Here is a 20,054-nt window from a genome sequence, read left to right as displayed (position 1 = left end):
TAAAAACACGAAAAAATTCAAAGCGCTATTTATGTTGTATCCAACACCCGGTAGATGGAAGGCATACATCATGTAAGAAACTGATTCGTGTCTTTCGTGCTTTTCGTGGACCAACTGCGGTTTTTAGGATCAATGCTTACGCAATCGGCGTAAACCATAAGCCGGCCTGTATAATCCGGCTTTACAACTCGAACAAGCCACCTCGATGAATACCACCTTAATCCAAATGACCGTGCTGATCTTGTGCGGAGCTAGCTGGCGCTTGTTTCCGATACGCGGTCTGTCCGCCGATCAAACCCGCTTGGCCTTGACCAGTGTGGTGTATTACTTCTTTCTGCCGGCATTGGTGCTGGACGTGTTGTGGAAGGCCGACATCGGCAAGCAAACCTTAAAGTACAGCGCTTTGGGCTGCTCCACGATCTTGCTCGGCGTTGCCGTCAGCTGGCTGCTGGTAAAGGCATTCAAGTTTAAAAACCAGCAAGCCGGCGCGGTGATATTGGCCGCCGCCTTCCCCAACGTGACGTATCTGGGGCTGCCGGTGCTGGAACAAGCGTTCGGCACTTGGTCGCGTTCAGTCGTCATACAACTGGATTTATTCGCCGCGGCGCCTTTGGTGTTTACCTTGGGGATCAGCCTGGCCCGCTACTTCGGCGGCGATAACGAAGGCAAGACCAAGTCCTTGCTAGGCTTTTTCAATGCGCCGCCGTTTTGGGCGGCGTTCGCCGCGGTGTCGTTGAACGTCGGCCAAGTGCCTGCGCCAATATGGTTGGCTGGCTTGCTGCAGAAAATCTCAGCGGCCGTGGCGCCGTTGATGATTTTTTCGCTGGGTCTGGCCTTGAGCTGGCAGTCCGTTCGGATGCGCAATCTGCCGTATATCGTGCCGATCGTCGCGTTCAAATTGTTGCTGTTCCCGTGGGCGGCGATGCATATCGCCGATCTCGTGCAATTGCAAGGGCGATACAAGGCCGCGGCCGTTTTGGATCTGGCCATGCCCAGCATGCTGTTGGGCGTCGTGTTTTGCGACCGCTACCGTTTGGACAGCTCCTTGTACGCGACCGCCGTGACCCTGACCACGGGCCTGAGCCTGATCAGCCTACCGTACTGGTTTGAACGACTATGAAAGCGATCGCGGAAATTTTTTCCCAAGGCGAAGAGGTGGTTTGCGGGCAAATCGTCGACAGCAACGCGGCTTGGTTGTCGCAGCAACTCAATGATATGGGCTTTGCGGTCGAACGTCACACGGCGGTGGGTGACGATTTGGACGATCTGGTCGGCTTGATCCGGGAAATCGCCGAGCGTGCCGACGTTTGCATCTGCACCGGTGGCCTGGGGCCGACCGTCGACGACTTGACCGCCGAAGCCGCCGGGATTGCCGCCGGCCAAGCCCTCAGATTCGACCAGACCGCCATGAGCCAAGTGGAAGCCTACTTCGCCAAACGCCGGCGGCCGATGGCGGAGATCAATCGCAAGCAGGCTTATTTTCCGCAAGCTGCCGAGCGCATAGACAATCCCATCGGTTCGGCGCCGGGTTTTGCGTTGAAAATCCGGCGCTGTCGTTTCGTGTTTTTGCCGGGCGTGCCTTCGGAAATGAAAGCCATGTTTCCCACGGTACGATTACGACTGCAGGCGCAATTCGACCTGAAGCCGGATAGCCTGATTACCCTGCGTAGCGAAGGCGTAGGGGAATCGGCCATTCAACAACGCTTGCAAGACATGATATTGCCACAAGGCGTGGCTTTGGGGTTTCGGGCCACGCCGGATGAGGTGCAAACCAAATTGCGCTTTGTTCCCGGTTTTCCGCTCGGCGAGATGCGGCAAATCGTCCGGCGGGTGGCGGAATGTATAGGCGATTATGTATTCGCGATCGATGGCCTGGATGGTCAATCCGGCGGCGATTTGTTGACGGTGATCGATAGCTTGATGTCCAACCGGAGTTTGGCGACCTTGGAAACGGCCAGCGGCGGTTTATTGGCGGCCAAATGCCACGGCCGGGACTGGTTGGCGGCGGCCATGATCGCCAAGGATACGGATGCCGCGCTCGGTTCATTGGACGTCGGTCCCGAGCCCTTGGACTGCGCTCGGAAGAAACCCGCCGAAGATGCCGGACCAGTCGATTCCGAACATCAAATCGCCGAAGTCGCCCGTCGTTTGGCTATCGAGTTGCAACGGCGGCAACACGCTAATCTGGCTTTGGTGCAACTGTTTCACGGCACGCAAGACGATTATCGCGATCAGGACGGCAGCATCGTCCTTTATAATGGCCTAAAAACCGAAACCGGCTTCTTTCATAGTCGCCATCGACTGACCGGCCCGGCAAAAACCAAACAAAACCAGTCTGCCTTATTGAGCCTGGATTTACTCAGACGCTACTTACAAGACAAATGCCATTAATTCGCCTAAACAACGTATCCATCGCCTTCGGCACCCACGCCTTACTCGACAACGCCAACTTTCAACTCGACCCCGGCGAACGGGTCGGATTGCTTGGCCGTAACGGCGAGGGTAAATCCACGTTGATGAAAATCATCGCCGGCAATATTCCGGCCGATCACGGCGAAGTGTGGCGCCAACCGGAATTGCGCTTGGCCTGGCTGGAACAGATGCCGGATTTAAACGACGAAATCACGATCTACGAAGCCGTGGCCGGTGGCTTGGGCGATTTGGGTAGCTTGATCGCGCATTACCATGATTTGCTGACCCACATGGACGGCAGCGAGCAATCCCTGCAAGCTCTGGGTAGCGTGCAACATAAACTGGAAGCCGGGAACGGCTGGCATTTTCAGCAGCGGGTCGAATCCGTATTGAGCCGATTGCAACTGCCCGCGGACGTCAAGGTCGGCGGATTGTCCGGCGGCTGGAAACGGCGGGTGGCCCTGGCGCGGGCTTTGGTGATAGAGCCGGAAGTCTTGTTGCTGGACGAACCGACCAACCACCTGGATTTCGAAAGCATCACCTGGCTGGAAGAGCAATTGCTGAACTTTCCGGGCGCGGTGTTGTTCGTGACGCACGACAGGGCCTTTTTGCAAAAACTGGCGACCCGCATCGTCGATCTGGATCGCGGCCAATTGACTTCGTGGGCGGGCGACTACCAAGATTATCTGACCCGCAAAGCCGCCGCGCTGGAGGACGAGGCCAATCAAAACGCCGAATTCGACAAGAAGTTGGCCAAGGAAGAAGTCTGGATACGCCAAGGCATCAAGGCCCGCCGCACCCGCAACGAAGGCAGGGTCAGGGCCTTGAAGCGCTTGCGGGCCGAAAGGGCCGAGCGCCGCAATACTCAGGGCGTCACCAAACTTGACTTGAATAAGGGCGAAATCTCCGGCAAAAAAGTGGTCGAGGCGACAGACGTCAGTTTTAGCTACGGTGACCAGACCATCATCAAGGATTTTTCGATACGCATCGAGCGCGGCGACAAGATCGGCCTGATCGGCAACAACGGCGCCGGCAAATCCACGTTGTTGAAGCTTCTGTTAGGTCAACTGGAACCGACCGGCGGCACGGTCGAACTCGGCACCAATCTGCAAATCGCCTATTTCGATCAATTGCGCGAACAGCTCGATCCGGACATCAGCGTGGCCGACAGCGTGCTGGACGGCGGCGAATTCATCGACTTGCCGGATGGCAAGCGGCACGTGATGAGCTATCTGGCCGATTTTTTGTTCGCGCCTGCCCGTGCACGTTCACCGGTGCGCAGCTTATCGGGCGGCGAAAAAAACCGTTTGTTGCTGGCGCGGCTGTTCACCAAGCCGGCCAATTTGATCGTCATGGACGAACCCACCAACGATCTTGACCTGGAAACCCTGGAAATCCTGGAGGAAAAACTGGTCGAGTATCAGGGCACCTTGTTGTTGGTCAGCCACGACCGCGAATTTCTGGATAACGTCGTCACCAGCGTGCTGGTCTTCGACGGCGAGGGCAGGGTCGAAGAATACATCGGCGGCTATGCCGATTGGGTCAGATTGGCCGAGCAAAACAAAAAAGCCGAAGCCGAGATGGTCAAGGCGAGCGCCGAAACCGTCAAGAAAGAAAAACCCAAATCCGCGCCGGCCAAAAAGCTCGGTTACAAAGAGCAGCGCGAACTGGAACAATTGCCGGAACGCATAGAACAATTGGAAGCCTTGCAAGCGGAATTGACCGACCGGATCGGCCAGCCCGATTTTTACAAGCAAAGCCAGGACCAGGTGGCAGAGCTATTGGACAGGCTGAAGGCGACCGAGGAAGAGCTGGCCCAGGCTTATCAGCGTTGGGATGAGTTGGATGCGTTGCAGGGCTAATAACTGTGAGCAGCGGGACGCGTCGCTTGATGAATAGGATAATTTCGCGTTTACCTACCGACACTAATGAAAAGGAATGCGGGGTTAAGGGAACCGGTTTCAAATGATCAATCACTTATTCCAAGGGGAAAATATGCAACAACTTCAAATCCATTATCGTATCGCTATCACAACTGTGCTCATGAGTTGGACTGTCGCGGCGGATGCTCAGGCCGTCATGGAGCCCGGTGGTTGGGAAGTGCAAGCGAAAATAACGGCTCAAGACCCGACTACCGGCGTGACAAAGACGCTCAACGATTCGACCATGCGCCAATGCCTTTCCGAGGCATTCTTAAAAAAGGATCCGTATCTGACACCGGGTATTGACAATGAAAAGATGAGACAGAAAGGAGCGAAATGTTCGTTGTCCGACCAGGTCAGAAATAAAGATTCCGCGTCCTGGCGAATGATTTGCGAGTTCGCGGATGGAAGCAAGGCGGATATGTCGATCAACAATTCGGTTTCTCGACACGAATTTTCTTCGGAGATCAAGCAGCTTATTGTAAAAGGCGACCGGACCGTGCCGATCCAAATCGCGATTAAGTCAAGGTTTATTGGCGAATGCACCGAGGACATGCAGCAGCAATAGAGCCCGCTATCAATCGCCAGTTCGGATTTTATGTCAGCGGCGCGACCGATAGGGTAGAAGCGTTGGGTAAGGGCAGGCTTCGGTATTAAGATCATTCAACGACTGGTTCAGGAAAGATGGCAAATCTCAAAGCCCGTTTGCCGCATGTCTGCAAACCTTGTAACCTTTCCACAAGTTCAACTAATTCTCAGCTTAGCCATGCAGCATTTGATCTGGAACATAGATCCCATTCTTTTTGACTTCGGTTTTCTGAAAATTCGCTGGTACGGCCTGATGTTTGCGCTGGGCTTCGTCGGCAGCTTTTTAACCATGCAATGGTTTTATCAGCGCGAAGGCAAAAACGTCGAAGAGCTCGATACATTGCTGTGGTATATGGTAATCGCGACTATCGTCGGCGCGCGTTTGGGGCATACTTTGTTTTACGATCCCGAATACTACTTATCGCATCCCGTCAAGATTTTAGCGATTTGGGAAGGCGGATTGGCGAGTCATGGCGCCACCTTGGGGATTATTTTCGCCTTGTATCTTTACCGGCGGAAATTCGGCGACGGCTATTTCTGGTTGTTGGATCGAGTGTGTATTCCAACCGCGCTGGCAGGCGCGTTGATACGGATAGGCAATTTTTTTAATTCGGAGATTTTGGGAATCCCGACTCAGTTGCCCTGGGGCGTGGTGTTTGTTCGCGTCGATGCCATACCGCGTCATCCCGTGCAGCTTTACGAATCGTTCAGTTATTTAATGATTTACGGGATTTCGCTATTGATTTATAAGAAACGGGGCGACAAGCCCGGCTTTGTGTTCGGCTGTTTTCTGGTCATGCTGTTCGGGGTGCGATTTTTCCTGGAATACGTCAAAACCGAGCAAGCCATGTATGCGACCGGTTTTGCTTTGACAACCGGTCAATTGCTTAGCATTCCGTTTATATTGGCCGGCATGGCTTGTATCGCTTGGTCGCTAAAAAACCAGTCGAGCAAGCCGGTCGCGTAATCGTTTATAATTGCACGCTTTTTCGAATTGCCGGGTATGCCGGTGTTTTGCTGGGTTTTGAGGGTTCATGCAAGAAATCAATCCGATCAAATACAAAATCGCCGATTTGCGCGAACGTGGTTCCAGTCTGAAAACTTATTTGGATTTCGACACTAAGAGCGAACGTTTGGTGGAGGTTTTGCGGGAGCTGGAAGACCCGGCTATTTGGAACAACCCGGAACGGGCGCAAGCGATGGGTAAGGAACGCGCCATGCTGGAAAGCGTGGTGTTGACCATCAAAGGCTTGGAACAAGGCCTGAACGACGCGGAAGAATTGCTGTTGATGGCGGTGGAGGAAAATGACGCCGACACGGTCGACACGGTTGCGGCCGATTTAGAGGGTTTCGAAAAGCAAGTCGCGGGTTTGGAGTTCCAGCGCATGTTCAGCGGCGAGATGGACCCGAACAACGCCTTTCTGGATATTCAGGCCGGTTCCGGCGGCACCGAAGCTCAGGATTGGGCATCAATGATAGAGCGCATGTATTTACGCTGGGGCGAAGACAAAGGTTTCAAGACCGAATTGATCGAGGAGTCGCCCGGAGACGTGGCCGGCATCAAGAGCGCGACGATACGCTTCGAAGGACCTTATGCTTTCGGTTGGTTGCGCACCGAAACCGGCGTGCACCGCTTGGTGCGTAAGTCGCCGTTCGATTCGGGCAACCGCCGCCACACGTCGTTTGCTTCGGTGTTCGTGTCGCCTGAAATCGACGACAACATCGAGATCGACATCAACCCGGCCGATTTGCGCATCGACGTTTACCGGGCCAGTGGCGCCGGTGGCCAGCACGTCAACAGGACGGAGTCGGCGGTGCGGATTACCCACAACCCGACCGGGATCGTCGTGCAGTGCCAGAACGACCGTTCGCAGCACAAGAACAAAGATACCGCGATGAAACAGTTGAAAGCCAAATTGTACGAACTGGAAATGCTGAAGCGTACCGAAAGCCAGCAGGCGGTCGAGGATTCCAAGTCCGACATCGGCTGGGGTAGTCAGATTCGTTCGTATGTCTTGGATCAGTCTCGTATCAAGGATCTACGCACCAATGTTGAAACCGGCAATACCCAGGCGGTATTGGACGGCGCCTTGGACCAGTTTATCGAGGCCAGTTTGAAGAGCGGGTTGTAAAGTTTTAGTGACTTAGCACCGAATTCGATGCCCACAGTATTGAGAGTTGGCGGTTACCGTTTTTTCTTTTACAGCAATGAAAATGGTGAACCCGCACATATTCACGTTCAGTGTGAAAAGGCCTTGGCGAAATTCTGGCTAAGCCCCGTGGTATATGCGAGAAGTACCGGTTTTTCCGCACATGAATTGACTAAGTTGAATAAACTGGTAGAAGAAAATCAGAAAGTCTTAATGGAGGCCTGGAATGAATTCTTTAGCCGTTGAAATTCCTAGAGCATCTTCGGTTACTTGTACAGATCAGGAATTGATCGTGCTCTTAGTCGACGGACGCCAAATTTCAGTACCTATCATTTGGTTTCCTCGGTTGGCCAAAGCTGATGCGAGGCAGAGGGACGATTATCAGATACTTGGCGATGGCGAAGGAATACATTGGCCCCAGATCGATGAGGATATTTCGGTGTTTGGCTTGATTGCGGGAAAACCATCGGTTGAATTCAATAATCATGCGCAGGACTTCGGTTAGTTAATTCCAAAGGAATAAGAATGCAACTTTCCAACAATAAACGTTTTGCATTATTGATTGATGCCGATAACGCCCAGGCGAAATCTATCGATGCAGTGCTAACCGAAACTGCTCGGTACGGTGACACTACCTCGCGCCGATGTTACGGCGACTGGACAAGTCCACAGCTGGTGCAGTGGAAGAGTGTTTTGAATAAGCATGCCATTCAGCCAATCCAGCAATTTAGTTATACGACAGGCAAAAATGCCACTGATTCTGCGTTGATCATCGACGCCATGGATCTGCTTTATACGGGCAAGTTTCACGGCTTTTTTTTGGTTTCAAGTGATAGCGACTTCACTAAATTAGCAACGCGTATTAGAGAATCAGGGCTCGAAGTCATCGGAATTGGCCGTAGAAGTACCCCAGAACCATTTCGAGCGGCGTGCAATAAATTTATCTTTACTGAAACGATAATGGATGACGAGGCATCAACATTGGATGCACGATCAATCGGCGACTCGAAAGCGTTTTTTAACGTGAGCACAAGCGCAACATCTCCCAAAGACGATAAAAAAGAGCAGACAGGCAATAATAAGAAAACTGCTGATGACACACTAAAAAAATTGATTAAGGACGCTATTGAATCAGCCTCTGAAGAGGATGGGTGGGCAAATTTGGGTGGTGTCGGTAGTTATATTCCCAGAGTCGATAGTTCGTTTGATCCGAGAAATTATGGATTCAGTAAATTAGGGAAACTGATAACCTCACTCGATTATGTGAAGGTTGAACAAAGAAAAATGGAAAGTGGGCACCAGAATATTTACGTTCAGTTTCAACCATCTGAAACTAAATAATAGATCAAAACGAAGTCCTTCGATTTGTTTTTATCTATTCAAGAAACTTTTTCAATAATATTTTTTAAGTAATTTAATTCATGTCAGAACTCGTAAACGACGAACAAGAACAGATCAAACAACGCCGAGAAAAACTCAACGGCCTGCGCGAAGAGGGCGTTGCTTTTCCGACCGATTTTCGCCGCAATGTGGTGGCTGGTCAATTATTGGCCGAATACGGCGAAAAATCCGAAGAGGAACTGACGGCCGAACCGATTCGGGTAAAAATCGCCGGCCGCATGATGACCCGCCGCATCATGGGCAAGGCCAGTTTTTGCCATTTGCAAGATATGTCCGGCCAGATTCAGGTTTACGTCGCGCGCGATAATTTGCCTGAAGGCGTTTACAACGAGCGCTTCAAGAAATGGGACATCGGCGACATCATCGGTGCGGAAGGTGTGTTGTTCAAGACCAAGGTCGGCGAACTCAGCGTCAAGGTCGACGAAATTCGGCTGCTGACCAAAGCCTTGCGCCCATTGCCGGAGAAATTCCACGGCATCGCCGATCAGGAAATCAAATACCGTCAGCGCTACCTGGATTTGATCATGAGCGACGATACCCGCAAGACTTTCGTCATGCGCTCAAAAATCGTCAATTACATTCGTGAATTTCTGGTACAGCGCGACTTTCTGGAAGTCGAAACTCCTATGATGCAGGTCATCCCCGGCGGCGCGACGGCACGTCCGTTTTCGACCTTCCACAATGCGTTGGACATGGATCTTTATCTGCGCATCGCGCCGGAACTGTATTTGAAGCGCCTGGTCGTCGGCGGTTTCGAACGGGTATTCGAGATCAACCGTAATTTCCGTAACGAAGGTTTGTCGACTCGGCATAATCCGGAATTCACCATGTTGGAGTTCTATCAGGCCTACGCCGAATATGGCGATTTGATGGATTTGACCGAAGCGATGCTGCGCGGCATCGCCGAAGACATCGTCGGCAAGACCAGCATCGAATATCAGGGCGAAACGTATGACTTCGGCAAGCCGTTCGCGCGCATGACGGTACTGGAATCGATCCTGCATTTTAATCCTGACTTGACGATCGATGACCTCAATACGCGCGGCGCCGCGATTAAAGTAGCCGAAAAATTGAATATTCCGGTCAAGGAGACGTATGGTCTGGGCAAGGTGCAAATCGAGATCTTCGAAAAGACCGTCGAACATCGCTTGATGAATCCGACCTTCATCACGGCTTATCCGGTGGAAGTGTCGCCGCTGGCGCGCCGCAATGACGGCGATCCGCACGTGACCGACCGCTTCGAATTTTTCGTCGGCGGTCGTGAAATCGCCAACGGCTTTACCGAACTGAACGACGCCGAGGATCAAGCCGATCGCTTCCGTAAACAAGTCGAGGAAAAAGAAGCGGGTGATAACGAAGCGATGCATTACGATGCGGACTACATCACAGCTCTGGAGCACGGCATGCCGCCAACCGCCGGTGAAGGCATAGGCATAGACCGATTGGTCATGTTGTTTACCAATGCGCCTAGCATCCGCGACGTGTTATTGTTCCCGCATATGCGTCCGAAAAACTAATGATGCGTAGCAATGTTTACGAGGTGTTATTGGTCGCCGCCTTTATCGCTGCCAATATTCCTTGGCTTACCGAACATTTTTTGTTGGTGGTGAGGCTAAACAAGACGGCTTGGTGGCGCTGGTTGGAATGGCTGGTATTTTATTGCTTAACCGGCTTATTGGCGATGGCATTGGAAAACAAATTGACTGGCGGCGTACATTCCCAACAATGGGAATTTTACGTGGCGACGCTTTGTCTATTTGTAGTATTTGCGTTGCCCGGTTTTATTTACCACTATGACCTCAAGAAACTGTTAAAAGCATAATCTTTAAAAGAGAAATATATGACTGTCGATGCAAATGAATTTAAAAGTGCTCTAAAGCTATGGGCAAGTGGCGTCACCGTAGTGACCGCGCAATCCGCAGACAAAGGTTTAAAGGGTATGACTGCCACGTCGTTCAGCAGCGTGTCGCTCGATCCGCCGCAAATTTTGGTTTGTTTGAATAAGAATACCGATACCGGTATTGTTGTTTTGGATCAACATCAGTTTGCGGTCAATATACTGAGCAATGAACAACAAGATGTTTCCAATAAATTCGCCGGCGGCAGTTCGCAGGAAGAACGTTTCGCCAATACGGCCTGGGAATCGGGCGATAACGGCGCGCCTTTGTTAAGCGACGCATTGGCCTGCCTGGAATGCCGGGTTGTCGAACAGGTATCAGCCGGCACGCATTGGATCGTGATCGGCGAGGTACAAAAAGTGGTGTGCCGCAATGGCGAGCCGTTGTTGTATTACAGTAGCGCTTATCGGCAACTATCGCCCGCTTAATCGAGGAAAGGTTGGAAAATAAACGGAGTAAAGCCGGCGCTTTGATTTTTTCTTTGTAGAGGGTGGACATATCATGAGCGGACAACACAAATTGATCGAAATGCTAAAAGCCCTGTGGGAATGGTTGGTTTTATCGTTCCGCTGGCTGGATGATAAATTAGCTGCGTTGTTCAAACCGTCTTCCCAAGATCGGGCTCCGTCGGATAGTCCGGATGCTGCGAACAACAAAAAGCCTCGCACCTGGCTTTATGTGTTGCTCGTTTTATTTGTCCTCTCCATCTTAGCAGGCGGAGAAAAACCGAATGGAAAGGAAATTCCCTATAGCCGGTTCCTGGCATTGGTGAGTGCCGATAAAGTGGAAAATGCCGTCGTCACCCAACGATTTATCAACGGTAGCCTGAAGGAAGAAGACAAAAAGATCGGCAAGTATTTCTTTACCATTCCACTCTGGGATGAGTCGCTAACCAAAAACTTGCAAGACCATAAAGTGGAATACGTGGTCAGAAGCGGCGAAAACTGGTTCAGCAACGTCCTGTTCAATTGGATTATCCCTATCGCTATTTTTGCCGGCATTTGGATGTGGCTGTTGCCGAAAATGACCGGCGGCGCGGGGCGGGGATTTTTGAATATCGGCAACAAGATCAAGATTCAGCAGGAAGCCGGCAAAATAACCTTTGACGACGTGGCCGGCGCGGAAAGCGCTAAGCAGGAATTAAAAGAAACCATCGATTTTCTGAAATCGCCGGAAAAACTGCAGAAGTTGGGTGGGCGTATGCCGAAAGGCGTGTTGCTGGTCGGATCGCCAGGCACCGGCAAAACCTTGTTGGCTAGAGCGGTCTCCGGCGAAGCGGGTGTGCCGTTTTTCAACATCAGCGCCTCTGAATTCATCGAGTTGTTTGTCGGTATCGGCGCCGCGCGGGTGCGGGACTTGTTCGAACAGGCCAGGCAAAAAGCCCCTTGTATTATTTTCATCGACGAATTGGATGCGATCGGACGATCTCGTGGCGGCCCCGTCGTGATGGGAGGCAACGACGAACGCGAGCAAACCCTTAATCAATTGCTGACCGAGATGGACGGCTTCGATCCGGCTTCCGGCGTCGTCGTCATGGCCGCCACCAATCGACCGGAGATCCTGGACAAAGCCTTGTTGCGGGCCGGCCGCTTCGATAGGCAAATCGTGGTTGAAAAACCGGATTTGCAAGACCGCATCGCGATTTTGAAATTGCACAGCAAAGGCATGCAACTGGCTCAAGATGTCGATTTGGCAACTGTGGCTAAACGCACTCCCGGTTTTGTCGGCGCGGATCTTTCCAATATCGCAAACGAATCGGCCATTTTGGCGGCGCGTGGGGGCCGCGATACGGTCGGCATGGCTGATTTCGAAGCCGCGATCGACCGCGTCATGGCGGGGCCGGAAAAGAAAAACAGGGTGCTGGGCCCCGAAGAAAAACGCCGCGTGGCTTACCACGAAGCCGGCCATGCCCTGGTTGCTGAATCCGTGCCGACCGGCCAACCGGTGCATAAAATATCGATCATTCCGCGCGGCGTGTCGGCGCTTGGTTTTACGCTGCAGTTGCCGGTAGAGGAAAAATACCTGTCCACCGAGGACGAGCTCAAAGACCAATTGGCGATTCTGTTGGGCGGACGCATGGCCGAGCAATTGGCATTAGGTAGCATTTCAACCGGCGCGCAAAACGATCTGGAGAAAGCCAGCGAAATCGCGCGTAACATGGTGTGTTATCTGGGGATGAGCAAAAAGCTCGGGCCGCTGATTTACGGCCAACGTCAGCAATTGCAATTCTTGAGCGGCGATATATCCGAGCAGCGCAATTACAGCGAAGAAACCGCCCGTATCGTCGATGCCGAAATCAAGGACTTGGTCGAACAAGGTCAAAAACGCGCCGAGGAGATATTGACCAGCAAGCGGCAACAACTGGATAAATTGGCCGATCTGTTGCAAGAAAAAGAAGTCATTCAACGCGAGGAAATGACGGCGTTATTGTCGCGATAGGTTAAAAAGATCAAGGACGATGGTGTGTCATATGCCGACAAGCACCGGAACGTTGAATCGGCCCAGGCCGCTTAATTTGTATCGTTATATATGCTTACTCGGCCTGCTGGTTGCGCCTATTGTGGCTTGGGCGAGCAATGCGCAAGAACTGGGCATTTTGCGAGTGTATGTGCGCGATGGCTGTCCGCACTGTGCCGAAGCGAAAACGTTTTTGCCTCATGTTGCTGCGCAGCGCCCCCATCTCAAAATTATCTACCGATCGCTGGATCAAGATCCCAGTGCTCGCATTGAACTAATCAATCTTTCCCGAAAAGCCGGAATTTGGCCGCCGGGTGTACCGACCTTTGCGATGCACGGCAAGGTGATGGTCGGTTTTGCAGACGCAGCCACCAGCGGCCCGGAGTTAACGGCGTTTATCGACAATGCCTCCGTCAGTCAGCAGGTCGATGCCGGCTGGTTTGGCCGCATCAGCGTCGAACGCCTGGGGCTACCGATGTTCACATTGGCGATGGGCTTGCTGGACGGCTTTAATCCATGCGCAATGTGGGTTTTGCTATTTTTGCTGTCGCTATTAATCAGGCTGCAAAATCGTCGGCGCATGGCTTTGGTAGCGGGCACCTTCGTGCTGGTCAGTGGCGCAGTGTATTATGCGTTCATGGCAGCCTGGCTGAATGTGTTTTTGCTGATGGGAATGTCCGATTCGGTACGCTGGACTTTAGCGGGATTGGCCATCGTGATCGGCGCCGTAAACGTAAAAGACTATTTTGCCTTTAATCAAGGTATTTCGTTTTCGATTCCCGATTCGGCCAAACCCGGTTTATACGCTAGGATGCGCCAATTAATGCAAACCGAAGCGATGACGGCGTCATTGATCTCGGTTACCGTTCTGGCGGTGTTGGTTAACTTCATCGAATTGCTGTGCACGGCGGGCTTGCCGGCGATTTATACCGCCGTACTAAGCCAGCACGGATTCAGCACGATCGAATACTATGCTTACCTTTTGCTTTATATCCTTGCTTATATTGCGGACGACTCCTTGATGGTTGCGATCGCAGTGATTACCCTAGGCAGCCATAAGCTAACCCAAGAATCGGGGCGTTGGTTAAAGTTAGTTAGCGGTTCAGTGATGTTGGCATTGGCGGTCGTTATGATAGCGAGGCCGGATTGGCTGATGTAAATGCGCGGTCTCTAAAACTAAGCTTAAAAACGAGCGATCACTCGTTTGGGTGAACGAACGCTTGGTTCAAGAAACAGAGTTTTCTAACTCCCGTATCAATGTCCATTGCCGTTCGGTAACCGGCATGATGGATAGTCGATTGCCGCGTCTTACCAATGCAAGATCAGATAATTCCGGTTTTTGTTTGAGCTCCTGTAGAGTGATCGTACGCGCAAATTTCCTTACAAATCGAACATCGACCATAAACCACGTCGGCTTTTCGGGATTACTTTTCGGATCGAAATGTTTATCTTGAGGATCAAAGGCGGTGAAATCTGGATAGCTTTCTTTAACGACTTCCGCGATGCCGACGATGCCGGGTAGCTTGCAATTTGAATGATAAAAAAAGATTTGATCGCCTATTCGCATTTCATCCCGCATCATGTTTCGAGCTTGATAATTGCGAACCCCATCCCAATGTTCGGTTTGCTGCGGCCGTGTTTGAAGGTCATCGATGCTGAACGCATCGGGTTCGGATTTCATGAGCCAGTATTTCATAGTATGTGCGGTGATTATTATTCCGATGCCACGATATCGACCAGCAATATTCGGTCCGTATCAAGTCGTAACGATAGTGTTTTACAAAGAAAATCAGTGCTGAAATCCCGGTAGCGCTCCGAGGTAATGATACGGTCGCGGTCGCCACTGTCTTCTAAGGCAAGCAACTGAAAAAAGTACGGTCGCCAGGACCAATTAAAACCGATTTTGCGCGGGTCGGTAAACCATTTGTCTTCGGAAAAATTAAAATCCGGCGATAGTTGATAACCATCGTTATCGCACAAATAAAAGCGAATGACACCGCTTTCGGCGAAATTCCAGCTAGCGAGTTCATTTAGATTAAAGTCACCTTGTAATTGTTTCGCCAAACGATATATAAGTTCTTTGGTGTTAGCGATTGATTTGATTTTGTTCTTTATTTTGGCAATCTTTCTTTTTAAGAATTTGGTGCGCAAGGACACGATATGTTGTTCATAGCTGTCGGCCGGCATGAAATCGGGTTGAGCCGGCGAAAACAAGTGTCCTTGCATATATTGAGCGCCGCAGTTCAACCCGAACAAAAATTCCTCGTCGGTTTCAACGCCTTCGCAAATGATTTGACAACCTGTGCGTTTTCCCAAACGGGTCATCATTGAGACCACTTCACCGACAATACCGCCCTTAGTGGCTTTTTTGAATAGCCGCATGTCGATTTTGATAATGTCAGGCTGTATCGCCATGACTCGCTGCAACTGCGATGCACCGGCGCCAAAATCATCCAATGCCACGCGCAAGCCTTGTTTGCGGTATCGTTTCACTATTTCAGTCAGTTTAACTAGATCGGCATGTTGTTCGCTGATTTCGATTATGATGCGATGACGGTCGATCTTTAAGTCGTCCAGCATCTTAAGAGTGGGAAGCGCATTAAGGTGTCGTAAATTTTCTATCCACGATGCCGAAATATTGATGGCTAATGATGTATTATTATCGAGTTCGGCAAATTTTTGCAGGGCCTTCCACCGAACATCTCGATCGAATGCGGTCCTTTGCTCCGTACTCAATGTGCTTGATGAAAAAAGCGAGCCGGCCGAGACGACTGCGTTATTGGAATTTATTTGTCGGGCTAGCGCTTCATAGCCGATGATTTTTCCGTTGGCTACACTAACGATCGGTTGAAAACAAGGGAAAAGGTTGAGTTGAAGTTCCGTCATTAGTTAACAATCTAAACAATAAGATTTTGGCCGCAGTTGGTGACCTATCCATTTTAAATCAATTCGCTCTTTTGCTCCATTTTCGGATAAATTTAAACCTCAATAAGGTTGCCCCCTCAGGTTCGACGGACTTGCGGCTTCGCCTTTGCACGCAAATTGATCTAATGCACGGAGATTTTTCAATTGATAATAGCGTATTATTTCGATGCGAAAAATACCTATTATATTTTCCTTTCTTATGACATTAATAAACAAAACGTTTCATGGAATTGTTTGGCATTTTATCCAACTATTAGTGAGGCGAGGTATAAACTTTGTAGTAATATTGTTGCTTGCGCGGGTTTTGCTTCCGCAAGATTTTGCTTTAGTCGCAATGATGACCGTATTTTTAGCTATCGGCTCTTCTCTGATGAACTCTGGTTTTAAAGAGGCATTAATTCGGAAGAAAGACGCAACCCAGATAGATTTCAATACCGCATTTTACTCGAATTTGTTAATGGGGATAGGCTCTTACTGTATTTTATATGGCGCAGCTCCTTGGATTGCCGCATTCTACGATGAAGAGAGATTAGTTAATCTTATAAGAATTTCCGCGATAGGCGTTATTATTAATTCATTCATTGTGGTCCAGAATGCACAGTTACATAGAGAGATTGATTTCAAAACAGGGACACAAATTTTTATACCTGCCAGTTTTTTATCAGCGATAATATCAGTCGCTTTTGCTTATTCGGGATTTGGTGTATGGGCATTAGTTAGTCAATCGCTAGTTTTTTCCTTAACACAAGCGGTTTTTTTATGGTTTAAACGGCGATGGAGGCCGTCACTTAGTTTTAGCCAAAAGGCATTCAAACAAATGTACGCTTTCGGATACAAGCTTTTCCTATCCGGAGCGATTAACATCATATTTTCGAATATTTATATAGCAGTTATTGCAAAGATTTTTGATGCATCAACCGCCGGGTGCTATTTCTTTGCAGAAAAGATCAAAGATATGATCATCAATCAATTGATTGGGTCGATAAATACCGTTAGCTATTCCACTTTAGCCAAATTAAATGAAAGTGAGAAAGACCTGAAAGCTCGCTACAGAAAAATTACGTCGGTTGTAACTTTTCTTCTCTTTCCGGTGATGACCATTTTGGCCGTACTTTCCAGTCAAATTTTCGAAGGATTAATGCCGGCAAAATGGTCAGCGGCGGCGGAATACTTTCAATTGTTATGTTTTGCCGGATTGTTAGATCCAATTACGACCATCAATTTGAACCTCCTCAAAGTCAAAGGCCGATCCGATTTATACTTTTATTTAGAAGTTTTAAAGAAATTAGTTGTAGTGACTGTTTTTTTAATTAGTATTAAGTTTGGAATTTTAGGAATTTTAATAGGGCAAATTATTAGTTCCATTTTAACTTTTATCCCGAACAGTTATTTTCTATCGAAGTTGATAGGTTATTCTATAAGAGAACAATTAAGTGATTTTATTACCAATTTGTTATTGTCTTTTGTAGTTGCAGCTTGCTGTTTCTATATTGTAAATTACGTCTCTTGGGAGCCATTAGTCGAAATAACCGTGTTTGGCATGCTGTCTATAACTATGTATTTTTTTTCTGCGTTTTTATTTAAACTTAACGGATTTGTATTGATAAAAGAGATGGCGGCACGAAAATTTTATAGACATATTTAACGAATTACTTTTAATGGCTGATAATAAATTAATCCTAACAATATACGACGACGCCTGTATCGGGGCAAATCTTGCTATTGATGATCAGCCGGTTCAAGAGTTTTTTTCTGTTGATGAAAGATTAACAGTATTAGAAACCGCAGCAAAAAAATTAGATAACGATGTATTGGAAATCGCGAGGGCGTTCAAGAATTGCGCCGAAGGCATTTACGCATGGCCTATTACGGACAATTGGTATTTGCATGATTCATTTCGCCTCAAGGGAAAAAATAATATCATCTGGTATTATTATTTGATTGAGTTGATCAACGAAATCCATAGAATAAAACAAGTGGATTGCATATGTATTGAATCAAGTTTTGTTTCCGGAGCGCTAGATGAAGTTTTGCGTGCCAATTCTTTTTTAGTAAAACGAAAATTAAAAGGAAGTTTTTTTTGGCATCTTAAAAACGCAGCCTATTTTATCAAAAATGTATCCGTACTCATATTTATGATGAACGGTTTTTTAAATAGAAAACCGCGTTTAAAAAGGAAAGGATATCCATGCGTGGCTATCGACGTTTCCGGTGGAAGCAATCATAAATATGGGGGGTTTCTAAGACAAATAACGTCTGATTATGTATCCATAAGCATAAACTTAAAAAAAGGTATTTTTTTCGAGAATGGGATTGCTTATAGGCTTTTATCCTTGCTGGACCTAAAAGCTTGGGTTATTGGCGTCCATGAGTTGATTTCCTTCAATAAAGCTTTAAAGCAGAAACAGAGTCAGATAAATCATCATAATTTATTATTTAAATTTATTAAAAAAAGTAATTACATTTTATTCTTCAAAAACGTGCTTTTGATTTTGTCGATCAGAAAGGTTTTTGAAGTATTTCAAGTTAAATTTGTTTTTTTTCAATCGTCTCTAAACAATAACTTAAAGAAAATATTTGTATTTGTCGCAAGGGAAAAAATGGCGCCAAGCGTGTGTTTTTTGCCTCGATCCTTGGCAGAATTGAGGCCGGCGGAACGTGTTTTTAAAGACCGCGACTTTCCGCTTGAGCAACAGTTATTACCGGATTTTTATCATGTTACAGATAAAAATAGCTATGAGTTGTTGGTTCAACATGGAATCGATGCGCATCGAATTATCGAATCGGATCGAGCGGGTCGTGACGATGCGCCATTGCGATTTAACTGGAGTAAGGAAAGCAGTTCTGAGTTTGGGATAGTGTTAATTCTCGGCGGCAATAAAAAGGCAAACGATAAAATTATTAATGTTTTTAAAGGACTCTTATCTAAGAAAGACGAGGTTTTGATGTCGGTGCGTTCTCACCCTTTAAGTCCGTTAACCAAGAGTCATATTGAAACATTGAATCGTGATTATCCTGACTGGTTTGATGCCTCTAATCGGCGTTACGGCGATATTCCGGCGAAATACATACTGGCGATATCTGTTTCGTCTACCGCAATGATAGAAGCTGCAAAATCTGGCTGTGGCATAATTTGGTGCCCCTATATGGATGAACAGGCGTTAATAATGTATTCAATAATGGAAAAGCTAGGTAAATTAGCGAAAAACGATAATGATTTAATAGAGTCTGTAGAATGTTTGCTAAATGATGCCGATGCGTTTCGCACCTTTTCATATGCATGTGAAAGAGACGCGAATCTATTTTTTGGTGCAAGAAAAACCTTCAACGAAGGGTATAATGACCTGACAAATAAACTTATAAGATATTCGACTGGAGCGCAGCTTTTTGGGTGTCTGGAGCGAGCAGAGAGCGATTCGGAATGAAAAAACCTAACTTTTTTATCTTGGGTGCTCCAAAATGCGGTACGACTTCGCTCGCGGCATGGTTGTCGGAGCATCCGCAGGTTTATATGTCTCCGCACAAAGAACCCTTGCATTTTAATACCGGAGATGCATGGATTACGACGCCCGATAGAGAGGATTACGAACGCCTTTTTAGAGGCGCGAATGAACAACACATTGCCGTTGGGGAAGCGTCGCCGTGGTATTTGTATTCGCCTGCCGCCGTTCGAAATATCGAAGAATATTCGCCAAATGCGCGCTACATTGTTTGCTTACGTAATCCGGTAGAGATGGCATATTCGCTGCATGAGCAGTTAGTGGTCAGCGGGAGTGAACACATCGAAGATTTTGAAAAGGCTTGGAATTTGATCGACCAAAGACGCCAAGGTCGTGAGCTTACTCGTTGGTGCAGGAACCCCAGGCATTTACTCTATGACGAGGCGTGTGCTTTGGGGGGGCAGTTGTCGCGTCTTTATGAAACAGTGCCTAAAGAACGTGTTTTTACAGTGTTATTGGATGACTTGAAACACGACCCGGGGTCGGTATATCGGCAAATATTAGCGTTTTTAGGGGTTGACGACGATGGCCGTCAAAATTTTCCGGTATTCAATACCAGTAAAATAACGCGTTGGCCGTATCTTAGATTATTGCTGCGCTGGCTTGAGTTTGCGAAACGGCGTATCGGCATACGCCGTAGTTTGGGGATACTTCGAGGTATCGACCAAAAAAATAGGATTTACCGGGCGAGACCGCCAATGTCCGACGAAATGCGCTTAAGGCTTAAACATCACTTCAAGGCTGACATAGAAACTTTATCGCTGCTTCTTGCAAGAGATCTTTCCTATTGGTTGCGTTAGA

The 20,054-nt window shown here is 48.5% G+C and carries 19 protein-coding genes; 17 read left to right on the top strand and 2 right to left on the bottom strand.

Features of this window, described 5'->3' with window-relative positions:
- The first annotated feature begins 205 nt into the window (after positions 1-205).
- The 14 genes from ACW73I_RS05065 (at position 206) to ACW73I_RS05000 (ending at position 13,987) form a co-directional block, all read left to right on the top strand.
- Positions 206-1,120 (top strand): AEC family transporter, encoded by a 915-nt coding sequence (locus ACW73I_RS05065; RefSeq protein WP_458028151.1) that lies wholly within the window; start codon positions 206-208, stop codon positions 1,118-1,120.
- On the top strand, positions 1,117-2,391 hold the full coding sequence (locus ACW73I_RS05060; RefSeq protein WP_458028150.1) for a competence/damage-inducible protein A: 1,275 nt from the start codon (positions 1,117-1,119) through the stop codon (positions 2,389-2,391). The genes ACW73I_RS05065 and ACW73I_RS05060 overlap by 4 nt, the downstream gene beginning before the upstream one ends.
- Positions 2,382-4,274, top strand: a complete 1,893-nt coding sequence (locus ACW73I_RS05055; protein WP_458028149.1) for an ATP-binding cassette domain-containing protein — start codon at positions 2,382-2,384, stop codon at positions 4,272-4,274. Before ACW73I_RS05060 ends, ACW73I_RS05055 begins: the two co-directional genes overlap by 10 nt.
- Positions 4,275-4,407: 133 nt before the next feature.
- Positions 4,408-4,902: a DUF3617 domain-containing protein gene (locus ACW73I_RS05050; protein ID WP_458028148.1), complete on the top strand. Its 495-nt coding sequence runs from the start codon at positions 4,408-4,410 to the stop codon at positions 4,900-4,902.
- A 198-nt stretch (positions 4,903-5,100) separates the two neighbouring features.
- The gene (gene lgt, locus ACW73I_RS05045) at positions 5,101-5,889 is read left to right on the top strand and encodes a prolipoprotein diacylglyceryl transferase (protein WP_458028147.1); all 789 of its coding nucleotides are present in this window, start codon (positions 5,101-5,103) and stop codon (positions 5,887-5,889) included.
- Positions 5,890-5,956: 67 nt separating this feature from the next.
- Positions 5,957-7,054, top strand: coding sequence for a peptide chain release factor 2 (gene prfB, locus ACW73I_RS05040; protein WP_458028146.1), 1,098 nt, complete (start codon positions 5,957-5,959; stop codon positions 7,052-7,054).
- Positions 7,055-7,081: 27 nt separating this feature from the next.
- The gene (locus ACW73I_RS05035; protein WP_458028145.1) at positions 7,082-7,318 is read left to right on the top strand and encodes a DUF4160 domain-containing protein; all 237 of its coding nucleotides are present in this window, start codon (positions 7,082-7,084) and stop codon (positions 7,316-7,318) included.
- Positions 7,299-7,577: a DUF2442 domain-containing protein gene (locus ACW73I_RS05030; protein WP_458028144.1), complete on the top strand. Its 279-nt coding sequence runs from the start codon at positions 7,299-7,301 to the stop codon at positions 7,575-7,577. The genes ACW73I_RS05035 and ACW73I_RS05030 overlap by 20 nt, the downstream gene beginning before the upstream one ends.
- Positions 7,578-7,597: 20 nt before the next feature.
- Positions 7,598-8,413: an NYN domain-containing protein gene (locus ACW73I_RS05025; protein WP_458028143.1), complete on the top strand. Its 816-nt coding sequence runs from the start codon at positions 7,598-7,600 to the stop codon at positions 8,411-8,413.
- Between the two features lie 80 nt (positions 8,414-8,493).
- The gene (gene lysS / locus ACW73I_RS05020; RefSeq protein ID WP_458028142.1) at positions 8,494-9,990 is read left to right on the top strand and encodes a lysine--tRNA ligase; all 1,497 of its coding nucleotides are present in this window, start codon (positions 8,494-8,496) and stop codon (positions 9,988-9,990) included.
- A complete protein-coding gene (locus ACW73I_RS05015; RefSeq protein ID WP_458028141.1) occupies positions 9,990-10,295 on the top strand; it encodes a DUF2818 family protein in 306 nt (101 codons plus the stop codon). Before lysS ends, ACW73I_RS05015 begins: the two co-directional genes overlap by 1 nt.
- Positions 10,296-10,313: 18 nt before the next feature.
- Positions 10,314-10,799 carry a flavin reductase family protein gene (locus tag ACW73I_RS05010; protein WP_458028140.1) on the top strand — a complete coding sequence of 162 codons (486 nt, stop codon included), beginning with the start codon at positions 10,314-10,316 and terminating at the stop codon, positions 10,797-10,799.
- Positions 10,800-10,899: 100 nt separating this feature from the next.
- Positions 10,900-12,810 carry an ATP-dependent zinc metalloprotease FtsH gene (gene ftsH / locus ACW73I_RS05005; RefSeq protein ID WP_458028232.1) on the top strand — a complete coding sequence of 637 codons (1,911 nt, stop codon included), beginning with the start codon at positions 10,900-10,902 and terminating at the stop codon, positions 12,808-12,810.
- A gap of 31 nt (positions 12,811-12,841) precedes the next feature.
- Positions 12,842-13,987 (top strand): glutaredoxin family protein, encoded by a 1,146-nt coding sequence (locus tag ACW73I_RS05000; protein ID WP_458028139.1) that lies wholly within the window; start codon positions 12,842-12,844, stop codon positions 13,985-13,987.
- A gap of 66 nt (positions 13,988-14,053) precedes the next feature.
- Here ACW73I_RS05000 and ACW73I_RS04995 read toward each other — a convergent pair whose 3' ends face one another.
- Together ACW73I_RS04995 and ACW73I_RS04990 are read right to left on the bottom strand one after the other, a co-directional pair.
- Entirely contained in the window at positions 14,054-14,524 is a 471-nt protein-coding gene (locus ACW73I_RS04995) for an EVE domain-containing protein (RefSeq protein WP_458028138.1), read from the bottom strand.
- A gap of 17 nt (positions 14,525-14,541) precedes the next feature.
- Positions 14,542-15,714 carry an EAL domain-containing protein gene (locus tag ACW73I_RS04990; RefSeq protein ID WP_458028137.1) on the bottom strand — a complete coding sequence of 391 codons (1,173 nt, stop codon included), beginning with the start codon at positions 15,712-15,714 and terminating at the stop codon, positions 14,542-14,544.
- 205 nt (positions 15,715-15,919) lie between these two features.
- Between ACW73I_RS04990 and ACW73I_RS04985 the strand changes: the two genes are divergently transcribed.
- The 3 genes from ACW73I_RS04985 to ACW73I_RS04975 are packed head-to-tail and all read left to right on the top strand — an operon-like array spanning position 15,920 to position 20,053.
- Positions 15,920-17,398 carry a lipopolysaccharide biosynthesis protein gene (locus tag ACW73I_RS04985; RefSeq protein WP_458028136.1) on the top strand — a complete coding sequence of 493 codons (1,479 nt, stop codon included), beginning with the start codon at positions 15,920-15,922 and terminating at the stop codon, positions 17,396-17,398.
- Positions 17,399-17,411: 13 nt separating this feature from the next.
- On the top strand, positions 17,412-19,178 hold the full coding sequence (locus ACW73I_RS04980) for a hypothetical protein (protein WP_458028135.1): 1,767 nt from the start codon (positions 17,412-17,414) through the stop codon (positions 19,176-19,178).
- Entirely contained in the window at positions 19,175-20,053 is an 879-nt protein-coding gene (locus ACW73I_RS04975; RefSeq protein WP_458028134.1) for a sulfotransferase family protein, read from the top strand. Before ACW73I_RS04980 ends, ACW73I_RS04975 begins: the two co-directional genes overlap by 4 nt.
- Position 20,054: the final 1 nt, after the last annotated feature.

It is taken from the genome of Methylomonas sp. MgM2, assembly GCF_054172045.1.
Note: the sequence above shows the minus strand (reverse complement) of the source record. Positions and strands in the feature narration are given on the sequence as shown.

What these genes read in the sequence shown, in the direction of transcription:
- ACW73I_RS05065 (WP_458028151.1), top strand. Translation starts at nt 206, where the DNA reads ATGAATACCACCTTAATCCAAATGACCGTGCTGATCTTGTGCGGAGCT.
- ACW73I_RS05060 (WP_458028150.1), top strand. Translation starts at nt 1,117, where the DNA reads ATGAAAGCGATCGCGGAAATTTTTTCCCAAGGCGAAGAGGTGGTTTGC.
- ACW73I_RS05055 (WP_458028149.1), top strand. Translation starts at nt 2,382, where the DNA reads ATGCCATTAATTCGCCTAAACAACGTATCCATCGCCTTCGGCACCCAC.
- ACW73I_RS05050 (WP_458028148.1), top strand. Translation starts at nt 4,408, where the DNA reads ATGCAACAACTTCAAATCCATTATCGTATCGCTATCACAACTGTGCTC.
- lgt (WP_458028147.1), top strand. Translation starts at nt 5,101, where the DNA reads ATGCAGCATTTGATCTGGAACATAGATCCCATTCTTTTTGACTTCGGT.
- prfB (WP_458028146.1), top strand. Translation starts at nt 5,957, where the DNA reads ATGCAAGAAATCAATCCGATCAAATACAAAATCGCCGATTTGCGCGAA.
- ACW73I_RS05035 (WP_458028145.1), top strand. Translation starts at nt 7,082, where the DNA reads ATGCCCACAGTATTGAGAGTTGGCGGTTACCGTTTTTTCTTTTACAGC.
- ACW73I_RS05030 (WP_458028144.1), top strand. Translation starts at nt 7,299, where the DNA reads ATGAATTCTTTAGCCGTTGAAATTCCTAGAGCATCTTCGGTTACTTGT.
- ACW73I_RS05025 (WP_458028143.1), top strand. Translation starts at nt 7,598, where the DNA reads ATGCAACTTTCCAACAATAAACGTTTTGCATTATTGATTGATGCCGAT.
- lysS (WP_458028142.1), top strand. Translation starts at nt 8,494, where the DNA reads ATGTCAGAACTCGTAAACGACGAACAAGAACAGATCAAACAACGCCGA.
- ACW73I_RS05015 (WP_458028141.1), top strand. Translation starts at nt 9,990, where the DNA reads ATGATGCGTAGCAATGTTTACGAGGTGTTATTGGTCGCCGCCTTTATC.
- ACW73I_RS05010 (WP_458028140.1), top strand. Translation starts at nt 10,314, where the DNA reads ATGACTGTCGATGCAAATGAATTTAAAAGTGCTCTAAAGCTATGGGCA.
- ftsH (WP_458028232.1), top strand. Translation starts at nt 10,900, where the DNA reads ATGCTAAAAGCCCTGTGGGAATGGTTGGTTTTATCGTTCCGCTGGCTG.
- ACW73I_RS05000 (WP_458028139.1), top strand. Translation starts at nt 12,842, where the DNA reads ATGCCGACAAGCACCGGAACGTTGAATCGGCCCAGGCCGCTTAATTTG.
- ACW73I_RS04995 (WP_458028138.1), bottom strand. Translation starts at nt 14,524, where the DNA reads ATGAAATACTGGCTCATGAAATCCGAACCCGATGCGTTCAGCATCGAT.
- ACW73I_RS04990 (WP_458028137.1), bottom strand. Translation starts at nt 15,714, where the DNA reads ATGACGGAACTTCAACTCAACCTTTTCCCTTGTTTTCAACCGATCGTT.
- ACW73I_RS04985 (WP_458028136.1), top strand. Translation starts at nt 15,920, where the DNA reads ATGCGAAAAATACCTATTATATTTTCCTTTCTTATGACATTAATAAAC.
- ACW73I_RS04980 (WP_458028135.1), top strand. Translation starts at nt 17,412, where the DNA reads ATGGCTGATAATAAATTAATCCTAACAATATACGACGACGCCTGTATC.
- ACW73I_RS04975 (WP_458028134.1), top strand. Translation starts at nt 19,175, where the DNA reads ATGAAAAAACCTAACTTTTTTATCTTGGGTGCTCCAAAATGCGGTACG.